Consider the following 21,384-nt stretch of genomic DNA (forward strand, 5'->3'; position numbering starts at 1 on the left):
TCCATTCATATTTCATTCATCCTTTGTAGTAGTGACAACGCTCTGGAGTGAGTTGGAGTGTCGCCAGTCGGTCAGTTTTTGCACGCTCGTCAGCCGTCGAAACGTGGCATCGATCGACGGCGCACTCTCATCGAGGAGGACGTGGATACGACCCGAGGACGAGGATCCACGAGCGAGACGGTTGAGCACGCGATCACCGGCAGCGGAGCTCGGAACCGGTGACGACGTCATCTTCTCGAACTGGATGGGTCACCTCCCGGCCTGGTGTCGATCGGCGGCCTGCGCTGTCGCGTCGCCGTTCCGGTTCGGCCTCGATACCCGAACGAGTTCGATCCTCGATGTGTCGGCGGCGGTGATCGCCGATGACCGTCACACTCCGTGGCTCTCCGGTCGCCTCATGTCGTCGACCGCTAAGCTTAACCGACGGACGTTGCTAGAAACGCTTGCGCGCCAAGGTGGCAGAGTTCGGTCAGACGCAGCGGCCTGCAGAGCCGCCCGACGCCGGTTCAAATCCGGCCCTTGGCTTGGCCCCAAACCCTCAAAATCCAACGGACTGAGGCCCCTGGACCGTGTTCAACTGAACGCGGTCGCAGGGGGTGTCCGGCGTGAGCCCGAGCCGTTCTTATTCCGGGCCCGCTTTCGACGCAACGTATCAACACATCTCTGAGCGGCCCGTCCTCGAAGACGAGGCCGACGAAGTTGTCTATGCGACCGATCCCGAACCGACCGGGGAGGAGCGGACAGAAAACGTTCCAACCCCACCCGACTCCCCAGTGCCTCCAGATGTTGATGGTCAATCGACGTGGGACGACTGGAGGTGGTCGCCGTGAGCGACGGGGTCCTCGAACGGATCGAGCGGTACATCGAGACGCACCCCGGCGCGAGCGCAGTCGAAGTTCTCGCGCAAGTCGGTGCTGACCCAACGAAGTACCGCGATACTGTCGAGGCACTACTTGCGGGCGACGACGTCGAGGAAGACGAAGACCCCGACGTCGGCGATCAGAAGAACATCCGCGACCACCCGCCTGCCTGGAGCAGCTGGGCGAGCGCAGACTTCACTGATCCGAACAGCGGCGTCTGGCCCGAAGAGTGGCTTGAGCGCGAGCAGTGGATGGGTCACGTCGGCAAGAAACCGTTCGCCCCCTGGGGCGATCGCGACGCCCCGGCTGAGTGCGACAAGGACGGTCACGACACCGCGGTCTCCTGCGACTGCGACGCCCGCTGGAAGTGGGGGTACGACGGCCACTATGCCGACGGGGAAACCGTCGCGATGGCCGAGATCGACCCCCGCCTCGACGGCCGTGCGTTCATCCAACGCGAAACGGATCCATACGTCTACATCGACGGCGACGATGTTCGGGACCCCCAGACCGGCGACGTCCATCCGGCGTTCATCGCGATCTTGGAGCACCTGGGTGCGACCTACACCGACATCTCCCAGTCCGGCGTCGGCGTCCACGCGGTCTACCGGGGCGACTTCCCCGAGGATCTCGGCGACGTCAAGCAGGCTGCCTGGCGACTCGACGAGGATCCGTGGGGGTCGAACGAAGATCTTCCGAGTATCGAGATCTACCCAGGAAAGCGGGTGTGCGTTACAACCGGCGAGCACGTCCCCGGTACGCCTGTCGAGATCAACGACTGGACCGAGGATGTTCTCGAGTACCTGCTCGAAGCGAACGACCAACTCCCGCGGAGTACTCGCAGTGGAGACCCGAATGACATCCCAATCGATCGCGACGATCATAACCTCGAGAACTACGAGCCCGAGGCCACCCAAAGTGACGAGATAACGACCGATATCCGGGACATCTTCGTCGCGATCGACCGCCTCGACGCGCAGCGGGTGGCCGGGGAGACGATCGTCCAGCGGTGGAACGACGATGCGACGACGTCGAACGGTGAGCGAGCGTTCTGGCCGACCTGGGGATCCGTCACCTCCGATTCCGGGACAGCGAACATCGTCAACGACAGCCGTTGGCAGGATACCGGCGAACTTGGCGGCTACGGTGGCCCAGTCACTATGGCGGCGATCGATGCTGGTGAGGTTACGCCAGCGAACGCTCGCCCCGTCGACGGCGAGACCTGGTGGCGGGGCGTGGAACACCTTCGTAAACTCGGATTCGATATACCGAGGTACGAAATTCCCGAGGAAGACCGAAAGCGCGATGAGGATTTCCCGCCGCTCCTGGAGGCCGCGTTCGAGATTGAAGACGACAGTGAAATCTCTTCGGAGACGACCTCAGCGCTCCCTTTGAAACAACTCGATACCCTTGGGCCGGAGGAGCGTCGAAGGGCGGCACGGAAACGCGGGGTAAGCTGGCCCACAACCGACGACGCTCGTGACCGACTGCAGAACACCATTCACGAGGTGATGCGTCACGAGGACGATCGGATCGTCGACGCTCCGACCGCACTCGGGAAGTCTTACGCGATCGCGTCGACGCGGTGGGCGACGCTGCCCGATGTCACCGATGAGCGCCCAGTCGTCCACTTGCTCGAGACGAGGGACGCTCGCGACGAGGCAATTGCGAACGCGCAAGAGCACGGTGGCACCTTCCACGTTCTCCGGGGGCGCCACGAGGCTTGTCCTGTCGCAGCGGGCGACTACGATCCCGATGACGACGAGGACAACGATCGCGTCGAGATCACGATCGGCGACCAGCCGGCGAGCGAGTGGCTTGACGAGCAGTGTAATTCGAGTGGAAAGGGGATGCCATTCTCCGCGGCCCACCGGTACCTCGAGGAGAACAACGACCAGAGTGTCGACCTGCCATGCTGCGAGGATGGCGAGTGCCACGCGATCAAGCAGTGGGAAGAGTACCGCGAAGGCCCAGATGGTGGCTTCGAGTACTGGCCCCTGGTGATCGCAACGCACAATTTCGCGTACGCACCCGGGCTTCGGATGGCGAACAACGTGGTCATCGACGAGGAGCCAGACTACCGAATCGATATCTCGACCGATCGTGTCCGGAAGGCTGTTGGAGCGTACCTGCGAGAGATCGAGGCTCCGGTCACCAGCTGGGAGGCCTTCGTTCAACTGTCGACGCACGACGGTTACCAAGGCGACGCTGCTGCCGAGCGGGATGCCGTCGACGAAGCGTTAAAGCAAGAACCAGAACGTGACTGGTACTTCGAGGAGCCCGATGCTCACCTCCTGGCCCCTGCGCTCGCGAGGGCGATCTTCCGGGCCGAGATTCGGTCGAATGACCGGCGTGTCGGGAAGACGAAACACGAGCCACCGCGTCTCGAGGCGAACGCTCGGGACGACGATGACTGGAACTGGGAGTGGGTCTCTGTCGTTTTAGACGACACGTCGAACGACGTTCGGATGGTCCGGGTGACCCCCGACTTCAGCGCAGCTCGCAGCACGATCGGGCTGGATGCCCACCCCGCCGAGCCGCTCTGGCAGGCGAACACTGTCCCCTGGATCGATACGAAGGACGTCCTCGAAACCGAAGAGCGGCAGCTCTGGCGACGCTACGAACGCGGCCTTCGCGTCGTTCAGATCGGGGAGGCGACGCGACCCCTATCTGGGAAGAAGTCGAAGGCTCTCGACTGGCTTGACGACGAGAAACTCCGTACGCTCATGGAGCAACTCGTCGATGAGTACGGCGACAGCTTCCGAACGGCTATCACCACCGCTCAGGTCGAGGATCGACTCGCCGAACTCATGGAAGAGGCCGGTGTTCGCCTCGAGCGCGACGAACACGGAAACGTGGAGAATCTGATGCACTACGGCGAGGAGAAGTCGCGAAACGACTTCGCGACTGAGGAAATCGGGCTCGTCAACGGGTGTATGGATCCCGGTGATGGATACGTCCTTGACCTCCTCGCTGAGATTGATCAGGATGCCGAAGTCGAAACCAGCGTCGACGGGGACGGTAATGAACACCGTGCGAAGGGTCGAGGATTCGAGGGTCCGGATGCCGAGACTGCCGAGGCGATCCTGGCCTCCGTTCGCGAGAACCACGTCGCACAGGCCGCCGGTCGGTACGCTCGGGATGCCGACGATCCGGATCGGACAGCGACTGTCTTCGTCCGTACTGATGCGAGCCCGGCGGGGTTCGTCGACGTCAAGGTGCCCGGAGTCGAGTGGACGTTTACCGATCTACAGCGCGAGATCGTCCAGGTGCTCCGCGAATCGACTGGCGACCTCACCGCGAAAGAGATCTCCGAGGCCGTGGGATGTAGCAAGGAGCACGCTCGACAGACCCTCGAGCGACTGCACGAGGAGACTGTCGTTCAGGCTTTCGAGGGTGATGGTTCCCACGGGGCGACGCTATACCGTGATACCGGCCTCCCGAACAGCGGTTTCGTCGACCTCGATGGATCGCCAACTGCTCCGTATAGGGTTACAAATACGTGGTCGTTGGCGATCCGTGACCCGGCCACGGCCGATCGAGCCGATCATACCCCCGAGATCGATGATGAACGGGGGGTGATCTGGGACTGGCAGAACGCAGACGGGGGTGGAACCCCCGATTGATGCGATCGACGACTCACGGTCACGACCCCTTCGAGAGCCTTCCGCCTAGCTGTCAGTGTGTTCGTCTCGCGTTCGAGAAGAACGGTACTGACCAACTCTCGCGTCAAGAGCTCCTCCGGGAAACGAACCTCTCAGAGAGTGCTCTTGACGACGCCCTCGAACGTCTCGAAACGCGGGACCTTCTCATCAGAACCCGCAAATTCGACGATCTCACGCAGGTTGTTGCCGAATTACGGCAGTCGCCTAACTGTTAATGTTCGGAGAAACCGACGTACATTTGACGGTTATCGTCGAGGTGTCGCGTTCGCTCCTCAACCTGCCGAACGGCAGGGCCCCATTCAGCAATGGCTATTTCGAACACATTCACTACCGACCGACCCGTGCGTCGCATCCACGATGATCGACTCGAAGTACCGGACGATCCCGGGCAGGTCTTCGAGGAACTCATCGCTGGAAACGACCGCGTGTGCCAGGAGTGTTACCGATTCCTCCGGCATTACGAGCGGTTCCCCTGGGGAGTGGGTATCAAGCATAGTAGGATACTGGCGTTCGTCGACGAGGTCCTCCCGGAAGGACACCAATGGGATCTTCTCGATCGCGAGTACTTCGAGTCGGTAAGGGAACCAAAGCGTCTCGAGCATGCCTACACAGAGGAGGGGAAGGAGTCGTACTGTACTGGCTGTGGAACCATGAGTCCCTACAGATCACCCCCACCACGGTCTGCTGACCGTGCTCGCGATGTGGCCGTTCAACTGAGCGTCACGCTTCATGAGTTCGGCATCGCCCACGACTGGGTTCACCTCGCTAAGCGCGTTCAAGAACTGAAACAACGGCCCGAAATGGCTGGTAACGACTTCGATTGCTTCAGCCAAGCGACGGAGGAGGCGATTGATCGAGCTGGTTCGAAGTAGAGACGCCCCTTCCTCAGCGGTGAATCGCAATAGAGGCAGATCCCAATTTGCGCGACACGCGTGGTACCTCGACGATGTACTGGACGATCTGACTCCGCTATGTCCAACGACCTACACACACCTCAACGACCGATGTATCGCACGAAAATCGAGTTGCGTTGCCTTCTACGATCACTAATCCCGATGCCTGACGAGTCCCATATGAGCTGGTTTAGAAAAGTTGTGACACTAACCCTCCTTCTCGTCTGGGTGGCTCTCACGATGGAACTCACACCGACGGAACCGGACCAGTGGGTGATGTACTCCCTCACCGCCCTGCTCTTCCTGATCATCGGTCGGATGTGGGATCTCCAGCTTGAGAAACTCGATATTCCGGGATTATCGATTTCAACTTCGGCTTCAGAAGACGACGAGGACTGATCATGGCTGATGAAACGCTATCGCTTGGGGATCTCCCACAGCCTGAAGAGGAGACAGCGATTCACCCGGATGAACTCACGGTAGACGGTGAAAATCCCAATGAGCAGTCGGATGAGATGTTTGGGCTGCTCTGCGAGAATCTTCTGGAGAAGGGCTGGATCGGAAACGCAATCGTCGCGAACACCGGTGACTTGCCTGGCTACGACGGCGACCCAGAGGGTCTGATCGCAGACGGAGAGCACCGATGGCGTGCTGCCCAAGAGGTCGGGCTCGAGGAGGTCCCAGTCAAGCTCTACGACTTCGAGGACGACGCCGAGCGGAGGCTCTGGCGTCAAGAACTAAACAAGATCTCTGGCGACCACGATCCTACGCGGGATGCACTCGAGTATGACTACCTGCTGGACCACGGAAAGAGCGATGAGATCTCCGCTCTAGCGGATGCGAGCGGCGAGGACCTCGACGAGTTACTGGCGCGGATCCGTGACGATCATCGCGCTGGGGTCGCCTACGAGTACGATGTCGATCACCAGGTTCATTTTGAGGACTGTATCGCCGGCATGGCAGAGCGCCTCGAGGGCGATTCGGTCGACCTCGTCCTCACCGACCCGCCGTACGGGATCGATCTCGATCTCACCGACACCCTCGGGTCTCGAGGGAAAGTGAGCCACAAGGGCACCGTCGCGAACGACGGCCTCGACGAGGCGATATCGGTGTTCCGCGACGCGGCGAAGGAACTCAGGCGCGTCCTCAAGGGGGACGGTCACGTCTACGTTTTCGCCTCTTGGAAGACCTACGATATCTTCCGGGACATCCTCACTGAGGAAGAGTTCACGGTCCGGAACTGTATCGTCTGGTCGAAGGTGCGACCGAACAACCAGCCGAACTTCGGCGCTGGTGGCACTTACTGGGGTCTCCAGCACGAGTTCGTTCTTTACGCAACGCTCGATTCACCCAGACCACTCGAACATACTCGACCGGACGTCATCGTACATAAGCACTCGACGCTGGGACAGGAGCACCCTACCCAGAAGCCAGTCGGCCTGCTTGAGGAGTTCATCGAGCAAAGCACCGCCCCCGGCGACGTCGTCCTGGACCCCTTCACGGGTTCCGGCTCGACCGCGGTCGCCGCGATCCGAACCGATCGCGAATGCATAGGGTTCGAACTTGAGGAGGACGTCTACCGACCGGTGGTCGAACGCCGGATCCAAGAGGCCCTACGCGCGAAGGAGGCAGTCGCGGACGACGACGCTGGTGATAATGAGTGATGAAATCGACTACGGTGCCGTCGAGGTTCCGTCGGATAAACACCCGACGGAGTACACTTACGTCGAGCGCCGGGCCGAGATCCTATCGCTCATCCAGCGGGCAGGTCATCCACGGGCGGTCACCCAGACCGAGCTGGCGAAGCGGTACGACACGAGCCAGTCGAACATCTCGAAGGACTTCGACCGGTTACGTGACTACATCCGCGACCGCGTCGGTGACGACGCGCAGATGGTCTCGAGCTTGGTCTACAACCGGGCGATCCAGGATCTCCTCGAGCAGGGCGACCCGTACAAGGCGGCGAAGGTAGTGAAGATGCGAGACGAGTGGCTGTTCGACATCGGCGAACTGGAACGACAGCCCGATCGGGTCGAACTCTCTGGCGCCGACGACTGGCGGGCCTACATCCGAACCGGCGACGACGAGACTGACGACTGATCCCCCACGATGAGTACGACCGATACCACTCCAAACCTCCATCCGAGCAGGTACACCTCTGGGGTGGATCGCTACCTCCGGTTTGCCGAGGATCACCTCGGACTGGACCTCGCCGATACCCAGAAGCGGCTGCTTCGAGCAACCGCTAAACACCGACATGTGCTCATCCAGTCGGGCAACGGTGTCGGGAAGTCGTTTGGCGTGGCCGCGCTGAACCTCGCGTTTCTATACTCGAACATCAACTCGGAGAACCAGACGACGTCGGGGTCCTACTCACAGCTCGAGGACACGATGTGGCGACCGATGAAGTCGATCTGGAAGCAGACGACACTCCCGGGCCGGACGATCGACTCGAACCCGTATCGCCTTGACATCGACGACTCCTGGTACTGGAAGGCTGTCTCGCCGAAGTACCCTGACGATCTCGAAGGCCGACACGCGGGCGAGATGTTGATGGTGATAGAGGAGGCGGACAAGCCTTCGATTGAGGAGGACCACTTCAAATCGGCCGAATCGAATATCACCGACGCGAACGACAGGATGGTCGCGATCTGTAATCCGCCGCGGGGCGAGGACAACATCGTCTACGAGAAGCGCCAGAGCTCGAAGTGGCACGTCATCCAGTTCTCCAGCTTCGAGAGCCACAACGTCCTCATTGATGCTGGTGAACTCAACGAAGAGCCCATCCCAGGCCTGGTCGATCTGCCGAAGATCGCCGAGGACTGGGAGGACTGGAACAACGAACCGTGGCCCGGGGCGCAGGCGTACTGGGACGGTGACTACCCCGGCGTCGGGATTCTCCTGGACGAGATCGAGGCGGGCGACCTCAAGCGCGAGGAGCTGATCGAGGCACTACGGCCCGGCTTCAACGACGCCCGTCGGATGTCGGCACCGCGCCTCGACGAGGATGGCGAGCCGACGTTCGAGCAGAACCCCGACCTCCGGCCGAACCCTGACTTCCGGGGCGACCTCAACGAGGAGTGGTATCGACGCCGAGCGGGGATCATCCCGCCCGACGGTGCCGAGTCTTACCGCCCGTTCTACGTCGACGAGGTCCAGATCTGCCTCGAGGAGAACGAGTCGCCCGCCCGCAGCGAGCGCGACGAGCTCCTCGGCGTCGCGGTTGACGTCGCCCGGAAGGGCGGGGATAGCACCGTGGTCAGCATCCTCTACGAGAACGCGGCGGTTATGCACTCTTGGAAGGATACCGACCACAACGAGAACTACAGCCGCGTCCGGGACATCGTCGACGAACTCGAGTACGTCCCGCTGATAGCGGTTGACGCCGTCGGGGAGGGCTCGGGCTTGGCCGATGACCTAGTCGAGGCCTACGGCTTGAAGACGGTCGCCCGGTTCAAGGCCGGAACTGCACCGGCGGAGGACCAGATCGGCGACGGTGACGGCGCCGAGGAGTACTACGACAAGTGGACCGAGGGCCTCGTCGTCCTCGGCCAGTACCTTCCGGACATCGCGCCGGTCGGGGACAGCGAGGACGTCGCCAACCTCCGCGAGGAGTTGTACGCAGCTGCCCGGACCGTCGAACTCGAGGAGCGCCGGCGCCGGTCGGGCGACCTGGTGAAAGCCTCTCCGAAGGAAGAGATCAAGGAGCGTCTTGGCCGCTCGCCGGACCGCCTCGACGCGATGATGATGGCGGCCTGGGCGGCCGAGGGCTGCGCGCCTGACGACTCCGCGGGCGAGGCTTTCCTAATCACGAGCTGATCTACTATGGAACTGCGAAGATCACTTCGAGAGCACCTCGAACAGCTGTCGCCAAGTACAACGCCAGCACCTCGAGGCGAGCACCGCCAGGCGAAAACTACCGAACGCAAGGACAGCGAGGGGATCATCTCTTGGGTCCTCGGCTACTCGACACCGAGCCCAAGTACTGACGCTGTCCAGGCGGAGCAGCGGGACGCTCCGGCGACGATCGCTGAGAACTGGCAGAACTACTACAACGATTTTGCGCTCACCCGTGCCCCACTCCACCTTTTCAACGAGGCGGTGACCGAGCCCGGCTACAAGATCCGTGTCGAGAACGCGAGCGGGGAGCGCGATCGCGACATGGAGGACGCGCTCGACCTCTGGGCGTCCAACTGTGTGATCCACGCCGGCGAGCTCGGCCACGACCTCCGGAAGCTCCTGGGCTCGCTGCCCTCGAAGCGCCGCGGAAAGGGGACCGTCCTGGTCGAGAAAGTTGGCACTGAGCAAGACCCGGACGCGACGGTCGCGTTGATGTCGCTCGAGCCGTCGACGTTCAAGATCCACACCCGTGAGCGCCAACCGATCCTTATCCAGCCGGGCGACGACGTCGACTCCGACCACCCACGGTCGCCGACCGGGAAGGCGGCCGCGTACACGCAGTATCACGAGGACGTCCCTGGGCACGACGACAAGGACCCGATCCACTTCGCGACCGACGACATCATCAAGCTGACCTACGACGCCGACGACGGCGAGGTCTGGGGGACGTCGCTATTCGACGCGGTCTCTGACCGGGTCGACGCCCTCAAACAGAAGCTCGATGATCGTGACTTCGCAATCCGGCAGACGGGATACCCCCATCGGATCTACTCCTCGGACAGTTGGTCGCAGCAGGAGGCGGAGGCCTACGCCGAGGCCCACATGGGGGGCGAGGTCTCCAGCGAGTACGGCCCCGAGGACGACGAAGATCGCGGCGGCGAGCAGAACTCGTTCGCCGGCCGAGTCGACTTCGTCCCGAACACGGTCAAGGTCCAGGTCGAGGAGGGCTCGGTTCCCGATCTCGAAGGTGCGATCCGGGACGACGTCGAGCAGATCTTCTCGGTGATGCCGGTCGGGAAGTACCAGATCGCGTACGCCGACGACCTAAATCAGTTCGTCGTCGACCCGCAGCGCGAGCGCGACCAGGAGGCTGTCGACTCCGAGCGGCGGTACCTCGAGCGGAAGTTCGAGCCCATCTTGGTAGAAAAAGCCGACCAGCTCGCGAGCGGGGACCGCTACGACGGCGACGTCTCCTTCTCGATCGAGCCGCCGGAGGACGAGAATCCGCTGCGGCGCGAGAGCTTCCCAGACGAGAATCTGCAGGCGTTCGCGAGCGCCTGGAAGGCCTACAAGGAGAGTGGCGCGGAGCAGGATCTCCCGGCCGAGGCGTTTGCAGAGTTCGCCGGTTTCGATCTCGAGGCGAAGCAGGAGGAGTACGAGTGGGAGAGCGACCCGCTCGAGATGCCTGACGAGCAGGACTCCCCCGAGAACACGCCACCGCCACCGGCCGCCGAGAGTTCTGAGGACGATGCCCGCGATGAGCTGAACGAGATGGATATCGACGACGAGCGGGAGGAGTTCGAGGTATGACCGATGATGAAGGGGCCCAGCCGGCCGAGCCGGCGAAGCGGATCCGAGCGAACGACTCTACATTTATCACAATCCCGATGATCGACCACTCGATTACGCTCAACGAGATCCATGCGTCGACAATCGGCGCGGCATCGGGATTCGTCTCTGGCCTCGCTTGGATCTCGGGAAAGTCGGAGCTGACTGTCCTCTTGACCTTCATCCTCGCGGGATACGCCATCCTCGGCCGGCCAGTCGGGACGTCGCTTTCGGAAGACGCCCCAGAGTATGGTTCTGACGGGTCGAAGGTTCCGATCGCCGTTCGGACGATTCGGCATGAGCCGTGGTACTTCCTCGCCTGGATGGTCGCGCTCCTCCTAGGGGTGATAATTGTATGAGCTCCACGGATGCATCCGTGGCTGCTGGGGTTGAACAGCTGCAAGGCGAGCACGCCCACCCGACGAAGGCCGGGAATCGGGACGCGCATGCCAACGACCCGTCGAAGACGACGACGATCCAGCGGAAGTACGCCCAGAAGCTCCGCGGGCGCTTCGCGAACATCCGAGCGGAGATCCGGCGAGGTGTTGCTAACCGTGACGTCCTCGGTCTCCAGGGGGACGACGACGGCGAGGGCGTCTCGCTGTCGGACATCCTCGCCGGCGACGACGTCCCGGCCGACGTTCGCGAGGGGTTTGTCGAGCTGCTGGCCGACCAGGAGTACGGCGCCACTCGGGACCTCGTCGAGCAGCTGGCGTCGGACTTCGAACCTGAGGACCTCGTCACTCGGGACTTCGAGTTCGATCGGCTGGCACGGAAGCACGAGGAATTTATGGCCTGGCTACGGGCTCAGCAGGAAGCAGGCGTCCTCGAAGTCATCTCCCGGGACGGCAACACGTACGTCCGGTCGGCGTACGAGCGCGGCTGGAAGAACGCAAACTCCTGGATGGAGGCCGACCCGCTCCAGTCAGACCTCGCAACCGCGCTCCAACGCCCTGTTCACCGAGACAAACTCTCGCTGCTCTACGAGCGTAACTTCGAGGCGCTCCAAGGCATCACCCAAGACGTCTCCCGAGAGATTTCCCGGGAGCTGGCCGAAGGTTTGACAGAGGGGATCCACCCGGACGAGATGGCCCGCCGGCTGACCGACCGCGTCGACAAGATCGGCCGGACGCGTGCGACCACTCTGGCCCGGACCGAGGTGATGTACTCGCATAACGAGGCGACCATCACAACGTACGAGCGGGCGATGGGTCCGGACGTGGAGGTTCAGGTGCAGACGGAGGTCTCGACGGCTGGGGATCAGCATGTCTGCGAAATTTGCTCGCCCTGGGAGGGTCGCACGTTGACACTCAAGGACGCCCGTCGTGATGGCCCGCCATTCCATCCTCGTTGTCGTTGTATCGTGATACCGTCGACGAATCAGCCTGACGACGCCGGTTCGACTGAGCGCACGTATGTCGACCAGCCCCGTGGCAATATGGCGGAGGAGACAATCGAACAGGGAGTCCGGAACTCGAACATCGTCGGTATGGACGAAGAGAACATCGTCGAGACCTTTCAGTCGGACGACCACGGTATCGCGATAACTGAAGGAACGTGGGAGTACGGTGGACTCTGGGACTCAGACGAGCGCGTTATCATGATTCATCAAAATCTGTGGAGTCGTCTTGATGACGACGCTCGCCGGTTCCTTCTCAAGCACGAGATATACGAGCGACGTCGTGCAGTCAACGAATTTGGCGATGCGATTGGGTCAACAGTCGGTCAGAGTGACGCGGTCGCAGCGCACCACACGAGTGTCAACGCCGATCTGCTCGACGAACTCGGCAAAAGGCCACTCAAGTCGTACGCTCGAGCGACGCGAGATAAGCTAGTCGCTGAGGGTACTAGTGATGCCGATGCGATCGAACAGGCAATGTATCGCATCTCTGGTGCAGGACTCGAGGAAAACGAGATGTTTGAATAATGGCACTCGCTCGAACCCTCGAGGAGAAAGACACTGTCCGCTGGCGATCGCCGTTTTACTTCACGTTGGAATCTGGAGTCGTCACCGAGATTATCGAAGACGGTCGTCGACTCCAAAATACTTCACTCGATCCACCTGTCGTGGTTGTCGACTTGGATCGCGGTGGCCGAGTCTTCTCCAGCCCCAGTGACCTGGAGCGAATTACTGCCGACTAATTGACTTCTGATAATGGCGGTGGTCACTACTCGCGCGGACTGGCCGTACTCTGTTTCGGCGCTTTCGACTTCTTCAACCGCTTGAGCTGGTCGCTCGACTTGCTTCCACAAGTTGGTGAGGTTCGAATCCTACTGGCGGACTCAACCATGTGTTAACATGACGAAAAAACAACACGGAAAACGGCATGCCGAGACACTCTCTGGCGGTGTCGCGTCAATCGATAAGAACGACGAGGAGCAGCAGGTACGGATTGTTCCTCTCGGAGAGGGCGACATCACCCGCGGAGGCTCGGGCAAAGAGACGTACTGGGACCGAGAGGTCCTGAAAGAAGCCGTCGACAGCGGCGCGTTCGACAAGGCGAAGCTTCTGAAGGGTCGTCCCGGTGAGGGCCACAAAGATATGCTTGAGCAGGCGGATCCCGACGAGATCGTCGGCTCCGCCGGCACGTTCGAGTACGAAGACGGCGTCGGGCCGGTCTCCGAGAACGCGGAGGTTCTCGACGACCACCTGGCCGATCTCGTCGACGCCGGACTCGTCGAGGTGTCACCCGACATGTGGCGCGTCCTCGGCGAGTATGACGAGGATCTCAGCGCCTACCGTGTCGATGAGATACTCGACGTCCCGTACATCACCATCCTCGACCGAGGAGCCTCGGCTGGCGCCTCGATCGAACCGGCCGGTGACGGCGTCGAGGCACTCGGAAGCGACGTCGGGCGCTGGAAGGACCGCGTCCACGAGCTCTCGGAGACGCTGGGCGTCCCGTCGGAGCAGCTGCAGCACGAGATCGACGCCAGCGAGCGCGGCGTCGATGTGACCGTCGAGCAGCTCTCCCGGCTCTTCACTCTCCGGTTCCGTGCGTACGGTGAGATGTTCGGGGACGAGTTCCTCGACGAGGCGGTCGCGAACCTTGTGGCGATTGAGGGGATCTCGGCGACCCGCAGTGAGGATAACGACGACCCTGAGCTGGTTGCGATCGTCGACCGCGAGGCAGTCGCCTCGCTCGACGACCTGAACGACCAGATCATCGATGCGCTCCAGGACACTCCCTTCGAGGTCCACGACGGCTACGACTGGATCGAGGACGTCGCGTGGGAGGGTCTCTCCGGGAGTCCCGGGCCCGAAGCACAGAACGGAGACGAGCGGGCGGAATCCCGTGCGGGAACCGGTACTGGAGACTCCGGTACTAGCGGTACTTCACAGAATATGGCAGACACCGAAGAACTTCAGGAGCAGCTCGCAGAGGTCCGAACCGAGCGAGATAGTCTCGTCGACGAGAAGGAAGACCTCGAAGAGCAGCTCTCCGAGAAAGAGGAAACGATCGAGAACAAGGAAGAGCGGATCGAGCAGCTTGAGGAGGAGATCGACCCCCTTGTCGACATGCTCGCCGAGCTGGCGGCCGAGGACTCGCCGCTCCAGGCCGAGCAGCTGGCCGACCGGTTCGAGCCGAGTGAACTCGTCGAGACGCTGGCGCTCGACGCCGGCTGGTCCGAGGACGATGACGAGAACCCGGTCGAGATCGTCCGCGAGCAGCTCGCGGGTTCCCCGACCCCTCGCGGCGAGAGCGAGCCCGACGGCACGCCCGGCGGCGACCTCGGCGAGGAGGAGAAGCAGCACGCCGAGCAGCTGGCCGGCGAAGTGATGACGGCGCAGGACACGCTCGCCGCCGAGGGCTCGAACTACGAGTACCTCAAGCAGGAGTACGACGTCGACGCCGCGGAGTACGACGACGTCGAGCAGCTCCGCGCGGCCGTCCGCGGTAACGGAGGTGCCTGAACATGGTTCAGGGCGACCTCCGACTCTACGACCCCGGGCAGAGCCTTGACGTCGATGTCATCGCGGACCCCGACGGGAACGTCGCGGGACGCAGTGATCCCGTCGAGATCGCCGGCGAGGCGAACGGGCGGACGCAGGTCCAGCTCCCCACCGGCGCCGGTAACGCGATCGGGACGCTTGAGCGGGCGCCTGATGTCGACGACATGGACTACGCCGCCGGCGACGTCGCCGGCACCGGGAGCGCGCTCGCGCAGGGCCCGGTCGACTGGTACGAGGACGCCTCCGGCGGCGCCGTCGCACCGGGCGACCTGGTCGTCCTGACGGACACGGGCGTCCGCGCCTACGACTCCGCCGGTGGTGACACGCCCGAGATGATCCTCGGGCGCGTCTTCGCGACCGGAACTCGAGCCAGCGCCGAGACCGCGAACAAGGTGGCCGTCCTGCGGCACAAGTAACTCAGGTAATACAAAATGGCACGACTTAGTTTCAAGAAGGCCGGTTTGCTCTCGCCGAAGACGCTGCGTGAGGAGATCGTTCAGGACATCGACCAGATGGATGAGGTCCAGGGCGAGGACGTCGCCAGCGCGAACAGCGAGTTCGCTGCTGTCGACCTTGACGCCCCGGAAGAGAACTACTTCCAGATCGGCGGCGCCGTCGCCCCGATGCGGGAGGTCGACCGAGCCGCAGAGTCCCCGATCGGTACGCTCGGCGAGATCAGCGAGAAGGACATCACGACCTACTCGTTCAAGGAGAAGATCGCCCCCGAGAAAGAGACTGACGCGAAACTGAACAGCGAGCGGGAGATCCTCTCGCTCTATCGCTGGGGCGCGAACCAGCTCCGAGCGGCGCTGTTCCTCACCCGCGAGCAGGTCACCTGGCAGGGCACCCAGAGCGTCGAAGGGTTCGTCGGGCAGGACGGGCAGACGCCCCACTCGGACATCCCGACTGACAACGTCATCGACCCGACCAACGCCTACGACGACCGGGCGAACTCCACGCCGTACCAGGACTTCTCGTACGCGTCGTATCTGCTGAACGAGGCCGACCAGACGTTCATGAACGCGCAGGTCACCACCGATCCGGTGGCCTACGTCACCCCGAGCACCTGGCACGACATCAAGAACAACGACGACATGAAGGACCGGTTCTCGGGCGTCGAGGTCCGGGGCCTCACGGGCAGCCAGGTCCGCCGCCTCGTCGACGAGGAGATCCCCGAGATTCGGATGGTCAAGGTCAAGCTCCCGCGCACCGACGGCGACGGGAACTTCCTCGATGGGGACGGGAACGTCGTCAACGACGTCGACGACGCCGCGATGGACAACGTCCTCGAGCCGTACGACGCGGCGGCCGACACCCAGCGGCGGAACATCGTCATTGGGCGCCCTGGCCCGAGCTCGGCGTTCCTCCCGTGGTTCGGCGAGAACATGGGCGAGTTCGACGAGCCCGACGCCCCGTCGACGGACGGCGGCTTCGCCATCGACGAGAACCGCGGCTTCGGGACCCAGACGTGGATCGGGAACGACCCGGCCGTCACCTGGCTGAAGGGCTTCCAGGATATCGGCTTCCACCTGATGCTCCCCGAGCAGTGGGTCGTCATCCGGGATATCTGAGGTGACCGATGACTGAACTCAGATGGACCCGCAACTCGACGTTCCACGACGGCGCGAGGAACTTCCGAGCTCGCGGCCCCGGCGTCTACGACGTCCCTGAGGAGGCGGTCGAGGAGTACCTCGACCACCGCTCCGGCGCATGGGAGCGCCCCGAGGAGACGTCCGACGAGGAACAGAGCTCCGACTTCCCGAATGACGGTGCCGACGTCGACGAGGACGAGCTGGCGGAGCTCCTCGACGGCACGATCGGCGAAGTCGAGAACGCGCTTGAGACTGGCGAGTACGACGACATCCTCGATGAGGTCGAAACTCTTGAGGAGGACGGCGAAGGCCGGAAGGGCGTCTTCTCGGCGATCGACGAGCGGCGCGAGGAGTAACGCATGGCTGAACTCGCCGACGCCGACTCGCGGACGTCCTACGAGGACATCACCGGTGGCGGGTTCCAGACAGACCTCACCGAGTCCGAGGTTCGCGAGTACATGGACGACGCGAACATGGAGGTCGACGAAAGCCTGAAAGGCCGAGGCCTCTCGGAGCGCCGCCTCGCGAAGATCGAGCGGGAGCTGACCCGCCATTTCATCACGTTCCTCGTCGACGAGGAGCGCCAGGTCGAGTCGGAAGATATCGGCCCGGTCTCTTTCGACTACGCCGGTGCGCTCTCGGCGGAGGGGCTGGAGGCGACGACACACGGGCAGCAGGTGATCGAGTACGACACCTCAGACACGCTTGGGCCCGATGGCGGTGACTTCTGGTCGGTGACAGCATGAGCCGGTTCCCGGCCCGCCGGGCGCTCCGCCGCGTCGGCGTCGACGTCGAGCTCTACAATTTCGAGCAGGCGGAGGCGGCCGACTCCCGGGGCCAGCCCTGGAACCAGACGGACGCCTCGCCGCAGACGATCGATGCGATCGCCGACCCCGGCGGGAAGTCGGTCTCCTACGGCACCTTCGGCGTTGAGATCGATGCCGACCAGGTGTACCTCGCCGACGCCGACCTCGTCGACGAAGGCCTCCGCGATGGCGGGGGCGAGGGCGCGTCGGTCATCGTCCAGGACGGGAAGGCCTACCGCGTGATCGACGCCGACCGCTCCCAGAATCACGGCTTCGCCGTCCTTGAGTGCGAACTTGATGAGGAGGTAGACCTGTCATGATCGAGAACTACCAAGACCTAAACCGAGACGAAACGCTCGATGCCGTCACCGACTTCGACGGCGAGCACCTCGCCGCGTTCGTTGAGTACGAGCGCGAGCACAAGGACCGGAGGACGGTCATCGAACCGCTCGAGCGTGAGCTCGTCAACGTCGTCCCGATCGATGACCGGCAGTACGTCGCCGGCGTCTGGTTCGACGACACGTCCGAGCCGAAGACGGTCCGGCGCTCAACGCGGATCGAGCAGGCGCTCGACGAAGGCGACCTCTTGGAGGCCGAGTAGGATGGTCCGCGACGAGAACCACTTCGACGAGGTCCGGGACGCCTTCGACTCCGGTCTCGAGACCGGGCTCGTCGAGCTTCACTCGACCGTCCTGAAAACGCTCCTGCGGAACATGGCCCGCGGGAAGGACGCGCTCGGGAACTCGTGGGAGCCCATCAAGGCGTCGACGCTCCAGTCCCGGAAGGTCCGGACGTCGTCGACGGCGCCGCTCGTCGACACCGGTGAGCTCCGCGGCGACATCGCCTCGACGTCCGAGGTGAACACGGCGGAGCTCTACGCGGTCATCGGGACGACGAAGAAGTACGGCGAGGTCCACGAGCTCGGCGCGCCCGAGGCGGGGATCCCCGCCCGGCCGATCTTCGGGCCCGCTGCTCGCCTCGCCTACCAGAAGGCTCCCGACACGATCGGGAACGAGATCGACGTGCGCCTCGAAGGCGCGGAGCTCTGACTGACGATGCTCACGACTGCCGAGGAAGACCGCATCGAGGCGGACCTCCCGTTCGTCCAGACGCTCTCCTACGACGGTGTCGACTACCAGTACGATCTGACGCCGTACTGGTCCGGGCCCGATCACGCTGGGGACCGCGTCGATGCGGCGCCGGAGTACCCGGCGATCGTCTTCGGCTGGGACTCGCAGGGCGCCGAGGATGAGGAGCGCCGACCCCTCGGCGGCGTCTCGCGGATCGACGACCGCGGTGACGCGGCCGAGTTCGCAGAGGTTGAGGAGCGCTCCCTCGACGATGAGCTCTCGATCACGGTCGCCGTCGACGCGAGTCACGACGCGAACGGCGTCCCGCCGGACGTCCGCGGGAAGCAGCTCGCGCGGGCGATCTGGCGGTACATCGTCTTCGAGATGGACCTCGACTCGGTGGGCGCGAGCGGCGAGCGGCCGCTGCTCATCGAGCCGCTGAACCCGCCGACCCCCAGCCGCGTTGCAGGGACCTACCGCCTCGAGTGGTCGGTCCAGGTCTCGTACGTCGACGAGCACGAGACGGTCCACGAGACCGTCGACGATGCCGAGTACGCCGTCGACATGGAATAGTCAGCCAACCGAAACGCGACAGAACACGACAGAGAACACGTACAATGCCAGTTTCAGTGGTCGATATCGACCTTACGGCAGAAATCGCGGCTCTCCCCCAGCCGACCTTCACCGACGTCGCCGTCATCGGGACGGCGACCGCGGCGCCGCCGAACGCGTCCTTCGGCGAGGTCAACCGGTACGGGAGTGCCGCTGAAGTAGCGAACGACTACGGCGACGGCTCGGACGTCCACGAGTCCTCGAAAGAACTCGAGGGCCGGGGCGTCGAAGAGTGGATGGTTGTCGTCCTGGAGGCAGTCGAGGAAACTGAGACCATCGACGACGGGAACGCCGTCTCGACAACGCCGGTCCTTGGGGACCCCGTCCCGACCGCCGCGGCTCGGGACGTCGTCTTCTCCACCGAGTCGCTTCCGGCGGCACCGGACAACGGCGAGGTCGCGATCAATACCGACACCGGTGAGATCGCGACCGACGACGGGACGACCGCGGACATCACGTACTACCACGCGGACTGGACCCGCCTCGACCGGCTCGGAGAGGTCGGCGCCGACCGTCTCCACCGGGCGAACACGCAGGCCGGCCGCGAGCACATCGGGACGTACGACGAGCTCGTCACCTGGGCCGGCGGCAACCGCGCCGGCGTCGTCCTCCCCATCAAGGACGGGACGACCTTCGCCGACACCGACGCCGCGATGACCGCGGCGCACGAGATCGCGGGGTACGTCTCGAGCGGCGACGTCCTCCCGTTCATCGCGATGGAGTCGAGCGGCGACCCCGGCGGTGAGATCCTCGGCCAGCTCGCGACGAACGACCCGTGGTTCGACCCGTTCTTCGACGGCGACGGGTACGGCTTCGCGAACGACTACTTCGAGGACGCGGTCGTCGGCGACCCGTCGACGAAGGAGACCTTCGAGGGCGGCGACGTCAACGGCGACGGGCCGGTGAACGTCGTCATCAACGTGGGCGGGACGACCGTCCTCTCGAACTCCGTCTCGACGGCCGGCGCCTCGAGCAACTACCAGTACTCCGACGTCTCGATGACCGAGGCGTACGCGGCGGAGATCGTCGAGAACGCGCTGACCTCGCTGCGGCTGCGCGAGGACCGCGTCCCGTTCACGCAGGACGGGCGGACGATGATCTCGTCGACCATCAAGTCGGCCTTCGCCGGCGATGTCGGTGGCGCCGACGACCCGTTCGCCGAGGTCTCGGTGAACGTGCCGTCGATCGACCAGCTGACCGACGACGAGAAGGCGAACCGCGTCTGGAGCGGGATCTCCATCGAGGGGACCCTCTCCGGGAACGTCCACGAGTTCGGTCTCGAGATGACCGTCACGGTGTAACAGGAGTGATCTAACACATGCCACAAACCAGAGACTTCGACGTTGACCAGATCTCCGTCTTCATCGACGGCGAGCGCGTCGCTGACCTCGACTCGGTCGGCTGGGACGACTCGGCCGACCACGAGCACAACCGGACGATGGGCGACGACGGCAACGTCTGGGTCATCGTCGACGAAGAGGTCGAGGCGACCGTCGCGGTGAAGGCCGTCTCGCAATCGATCCCCCGCCTCGAGCGGGCGTACAAGAACGCGGAAACCGTCTCCCTCGCGGTCCAGTACGCGGACGCAGAGCCCCGCGTCGAGTCGAACTTCCTCGACGGGAAGTTCCTCGGCTTCGCGCCCGCGGACGACTACGAGAACGACTCAATGCCGATGTACGAGGGCTCGCTGCAGTTCGACCGCGTCGAGCACGAGTACGACGAGTAAGCCGACACAGTAGACCATGAGTTCCGATTCTTCCGAATCCGGTGACGACCAGCCGGACGCTGACAGTACCAACGCAGAAACTGAACCCCAAGACGTCTACGAGGAGCCCGTCGACCTGACGCAGGTCGACCCCGAGGAGATCGACCCCGAGGACCTCGAGAACCAGGAGTGGTCGCTCGGTGGCGACGACACGGGATACATCAAGTTCGGCGGGATGGTCTTTGAGGTCCAGGACCCAGAGGACGACGAGATCCTCAACCTCATCGTCGGCGCCGCGACCGGCGAAGGCGAGGCCGGCCAGATGGACGGCTCCGACCGGATGTTCGCGCTCTGCGATAGCGCCGTCGTATCGCCGGAGCTCACGCCGGAGCGCTGGCGGCAGATGAAGTCCGGCGAGCGCATCGGCCTGACAATGCGGATCGCCGAGTGGGCCGGTATCGACCAGATGATGGATTTTCAAGAAGGTGGGGAAGCTCCCCCGCAGGCCGAGTAACCACGCGGATCCATCAGGAGTCCGGCATCCCTCTTGAGGAGGTCGCGGAGTGGCCCTGGACGAAGCGGCTCTGGTACGCCGAGGCCTACGACGCGATCGAGTCGGACCAGTCCGAGCTCGGCGCCGGCGGGCTCGGCGGCTTCGAGGGACTCGACGTCGACGCCGGCGACGTCCCGGGCGACATCCCCTCCTCGTTCGGTTCAACCGGAAAGAGCGTCACGAAGGGCGTCTCGAAGCATGACAACGTCTTATCGGTGAATTAAC

General features: G+C 63.4%; 23 protein-coding genes and 1 tRNA gene. All 24 read left to right on the forward strand.

Annotated elements, in window-relative coordinates:
• Nucleotides 1-449 precede the first annotated feature (449 nt).
• The 24 genes from ACERIT_RS05995 (at nucleotide 450) to ACERIT_RS06110 (ending at nucleotide 21,383) form a co-directional block, all read left to right on the forward strand.
• Nucleotides 450-525, forward strand: a tRNA-Cys gene (locus tag ACERIT_RS05995).
• Nucleotides 526-826: 301 nt separating this feature from the next.
• Complete coding sequence (locus ACERIT_RS06000) at nucleotides 827-4,486, forward strand: hypothetical protein (protein ID WP_373673932.1); 3,660 nt, start codon at nucleotides 827-829, stop codon at nucleotides 4,484-4,486.
• Complete coding sequence (locus ACERIT_RS06005) at nucleotides 4,486-4,740, forward strand: hypothetical protein (protein WP_373673933.1); 255 nt, start codon at nucleotides 4,486-4,488, stop codon at nucleotides 4,738-4,740. Before ACERIT_RS06000 ends, ACERIT_RS06005 begins: the two co-directional genes overlap by 1 nt.
• A 126-nt stretch (nucleotides 4,741-4,866) precedes the next feature.
• The gene (locus ACERIT_RS06010; protein ID WP_373673934.1) at nucleotides 4,867-5,397 is read left to right on the forward strand and encodes a hypothetical protein; all 531 of its coding nucleotides are present in this window, start codon (nucleotides 4,867-4,869) and stop codon (nucleotides 5,395-5,397) included.
• Between the two features lie 183 nt (nucleotides 5,398-5,580).
• The gene (locus ACERIT_RS06015; protein ID WP_144426115.1) at nucleotides 5,581-5,817 is read left to right on the forward strand and encodes a hypothetical protein; all 237 of its coding nucleotides are present in this window, start codon (nucleotides 5,581-5,583) and stop codon (nucleotides 5,815-5,817) included.
• A gap of 2 nt (nucleotides 5,818-5,819) precedes the next feature.
• The gene (locus tag ACERIT_RS06020; protein ID WP_373673936.1) at nucleotides 5,820-7,082 is read left to right on the forward strand and encodes a DNA methyltransferase; all 1,263 of its coding nucleotides are present in this window, start codon (nucleotides 5,820-5,822) and stop codon (nucleotides 7,080-7,082) included.
• Entirely contained in the window at nucleotides 7,075-7,518 is a 444-nt protein-coding gene (locus ACERIT_RS06025; RefSeq protein ID WP_373673937.1) for a hypothetical protein, read from the forward strand. Before ACERIT_RS06020 ends, ACERIT_RS06025 begins: the two co-directional genes overlap by 8 nt.
• A gap of 9 nt (nucleotides 7,519-7,527) precedes the next feature.
• A complete protein-coding gene (locus ACERIT_RS06030) occupies nucleotides 7,528-9,237 on the forward strand; it encodes a hypothetical protein (RefSeq protein ID WP_373673938.1) in 1,710 nt (569 codons plus the stop codon).
• A 6-nt stretch (nucleotides 9,238-9,243) separates the two neighbouring features.
• On the forward strand, nucleotides 9,244-10,848 hold the full coding sequence (locus tag ACERIT_RS06035) for a hypothetical protein (protein ID WP_373673939.1): 1,605 nt from the start codon (nucleotides 9,244-9,246) through the stop codon (nucleotides 10,846-10,848).
• Nucleotides 10,845-11,225 carry a hypothetical protein gene (locus ACERIT_RS06040; protein ID WP_373673940.1) on the forward strand — a complete coding sequence of 127 codons (381 nt, stop codon included), beginning with the start codon at nucleotides 10,845-10,847 and terminating at the stop codon, nucleotides 11,223-11,225. Before ACERIT_RS06035 ends, ACERIT_RS06040 begins: the two co-directional genes overlap by 4 nt.
• Nucleotides 11,222-12,793 (forward strand): phage minor head protein, encoded by a 1,572-nt coding sequence (locus tag ACERIT_RS06045; protein ID WP_373673941.1) that lies wholly within the window; start codon nucleotides 11,222-11,224, stop codon nucleotides 12,791-12,793. Before ACERIT_RS06040 ends, ACERIT_RS06045 begins: the two co-directional genes overlap by 4 nt.
• Nucleotides 12,794-13,165: 372 nt before the next feature.
• The gene (locus ACERIT_RS06050; protein WP_373673942.1) at nucleotides 13,166-14,782 is read left to right on the forward strand and encodes a hypothetical protein; all 1,617 of its coding nucleotides are present in this window, start codon (nucleotides 13,166-13,168) and stop codon (nucleotides 14,780-14,782) included.
• Nucleotides 14,783-14,784: 2 nt separating this feature from the next.
• A complete protein-coding gene (locus ACERIT_RS06055; protein WP_373673943.1) occupies nucleotides 14,785-15,237 on the forward strand; it encodes a hypothetical protein in 453 nt (150 codons plus the stop codon).
• Nucleotides 15,238-15,252: 15 nt separating this feature from the next.
• Nucleotides 15,253-16,392 (forward strand): hypothetical protein, encoded by a 1,140-nt coding sequence (locus ACERIT_RS06060; protein ID WP_373673944.1) that lies wholly within the window; start codon nucleotides 15,253-15,255, stop codon nucleotides 16,390-16,392.
• Nucleotides 16,393-16,400: 8 nt separating this feature from the next.
• Nucleotides 16,401-16,769, forward strand: a complete 369-nt coding sequence (locus ACERIT_RS06065; protein ID WP_373673945.1) for a hypothetical protein — start codon at nucleotides 16,401-16,403, stop codon at nucleotides 16,767-16,769.
• 3 nt (nucleotides 16,770-16,772) lie between these two features.
• Nucleotides 16,773-17,159, forward strand: coding sequence for a hypothetical protein (locus tag ACERIT_RS06070; RefSeq protein WP_373673946.1), 387 nt, complete (start codon nucleotides 16,773-16,775; stop codon nucleotides 17,157-17,159).
• Nucleotides 17,156-17,539 (forward strand): hypothetical protein, encoded by a 384-nt coding sequence (locus ACERIT_RS06075; RefSeq protein ID WP_373673947.1) that lies wholly within the window; start codon nucleotides 17,156-17,158, stop codon nucleotides 17,537-17,539. The genes ACERIT_RS06070 and ACERIT_RS06075 overlap by 4 nt, the downstream gene beginning before the upstream one ends.
• Nucleotides 17,536-17,820, forward strand: a complete 285-nt coding sequence (locus tag ACERIT_RS06080) for a hypothetical protein (protein WP_054519911.1) — start codon at nucleotides 17,536-17,538, stop codon at nucleotides 17,818-17,820. Before ACERIT_RS06075 ends, ACERIT_RS06080 begins: the two co-directional genes overlap by 4 nt.
• 1 nt (nucleotide 17,821) lies before the next feature.
• Nucleotides 17,822-18,268, forward strand: a complete 447-nt coding sequence (locus ACERIT_RS06085; protein ID WP_054519910.1) for a phage virion morphogenesis protein — start codon at nucleotides 17,822-17,824, stop codon at nucleotides 18,266-18,268.
• Between the two features lie 6 nt (nucleotides 18,269-18,274).
• A complete protein-coding gene (locus tag ACERIT_RS06090; RefSeq protein WP_373673948.1) occupies nucleotides 18,275-18,862 on the forward strand; it encodes a hypothetical protein in 588 nt (195 codons plus the stop codon).
• A 44-nt stretch (nucleotides 18,863-18,906) separates the two neighbouring features.
• Nucleotides 18,907-20,202 (forward strand): hypothetical protein, encoded by a 1,296-nt coding sequence (locus tag ACERIT_RS06095; protein WP_373673949.1) that lies wholly within the window; start codon nucleotides 18,907-18,909, stop codon nucleotides 20,200-20,202.
• A 17-nt stretch (nucleotides 20,203-20,219) separates the two neighbouring features.
• Nucleotides 20,220-20,627, forward strand: coding sequence for a hypothetical protein (locus ACERIT_RS06100; RefSeq protein WP_373673950.1), 408 nt, complete (start codon nucleotides 20,220-20,222; stop codon nucleotides 20,625-20,627).
• Nucleotides 20,628-20,643: 16 nt separating this feature from the next.
• Complete coding sequence (locus ACERIT_RS06105) at nucleotides 20,644-21,120, forward strand: hypothetical protein (RefSeq protein WP_373673951.1); 477 nt, start codon at nucleotides 20,644-20,646, stop codon at nucleotides 21,118-21,120.
• Nucleotides 21,054-21,383, forward strand: a complete 330-nt coding sequence (locus tag ACERIT_RS06110; protein ID WP_373673952.1) for a hypothetical protein — start codon at nucleotides 21,054-21,056, stop codon at nucleotides 21,381-21,383. The genes ACERIT_RS06105 and ACERIT_RS06110 overlap by 67 nt, the downstream gene beginning before the upstream one ends.
• Nucleotide 21,384: the final 1 nt, after the last annotated feature.

The sequence above is a fragment of the Halopenitus sp. H-Gu1 genome (assembly GCF_041821145.1).
GTDB lineage: Archaea > Halobacteriota > Halobacteria > Halobacteriales > Haloferacaceae > Halopenitus.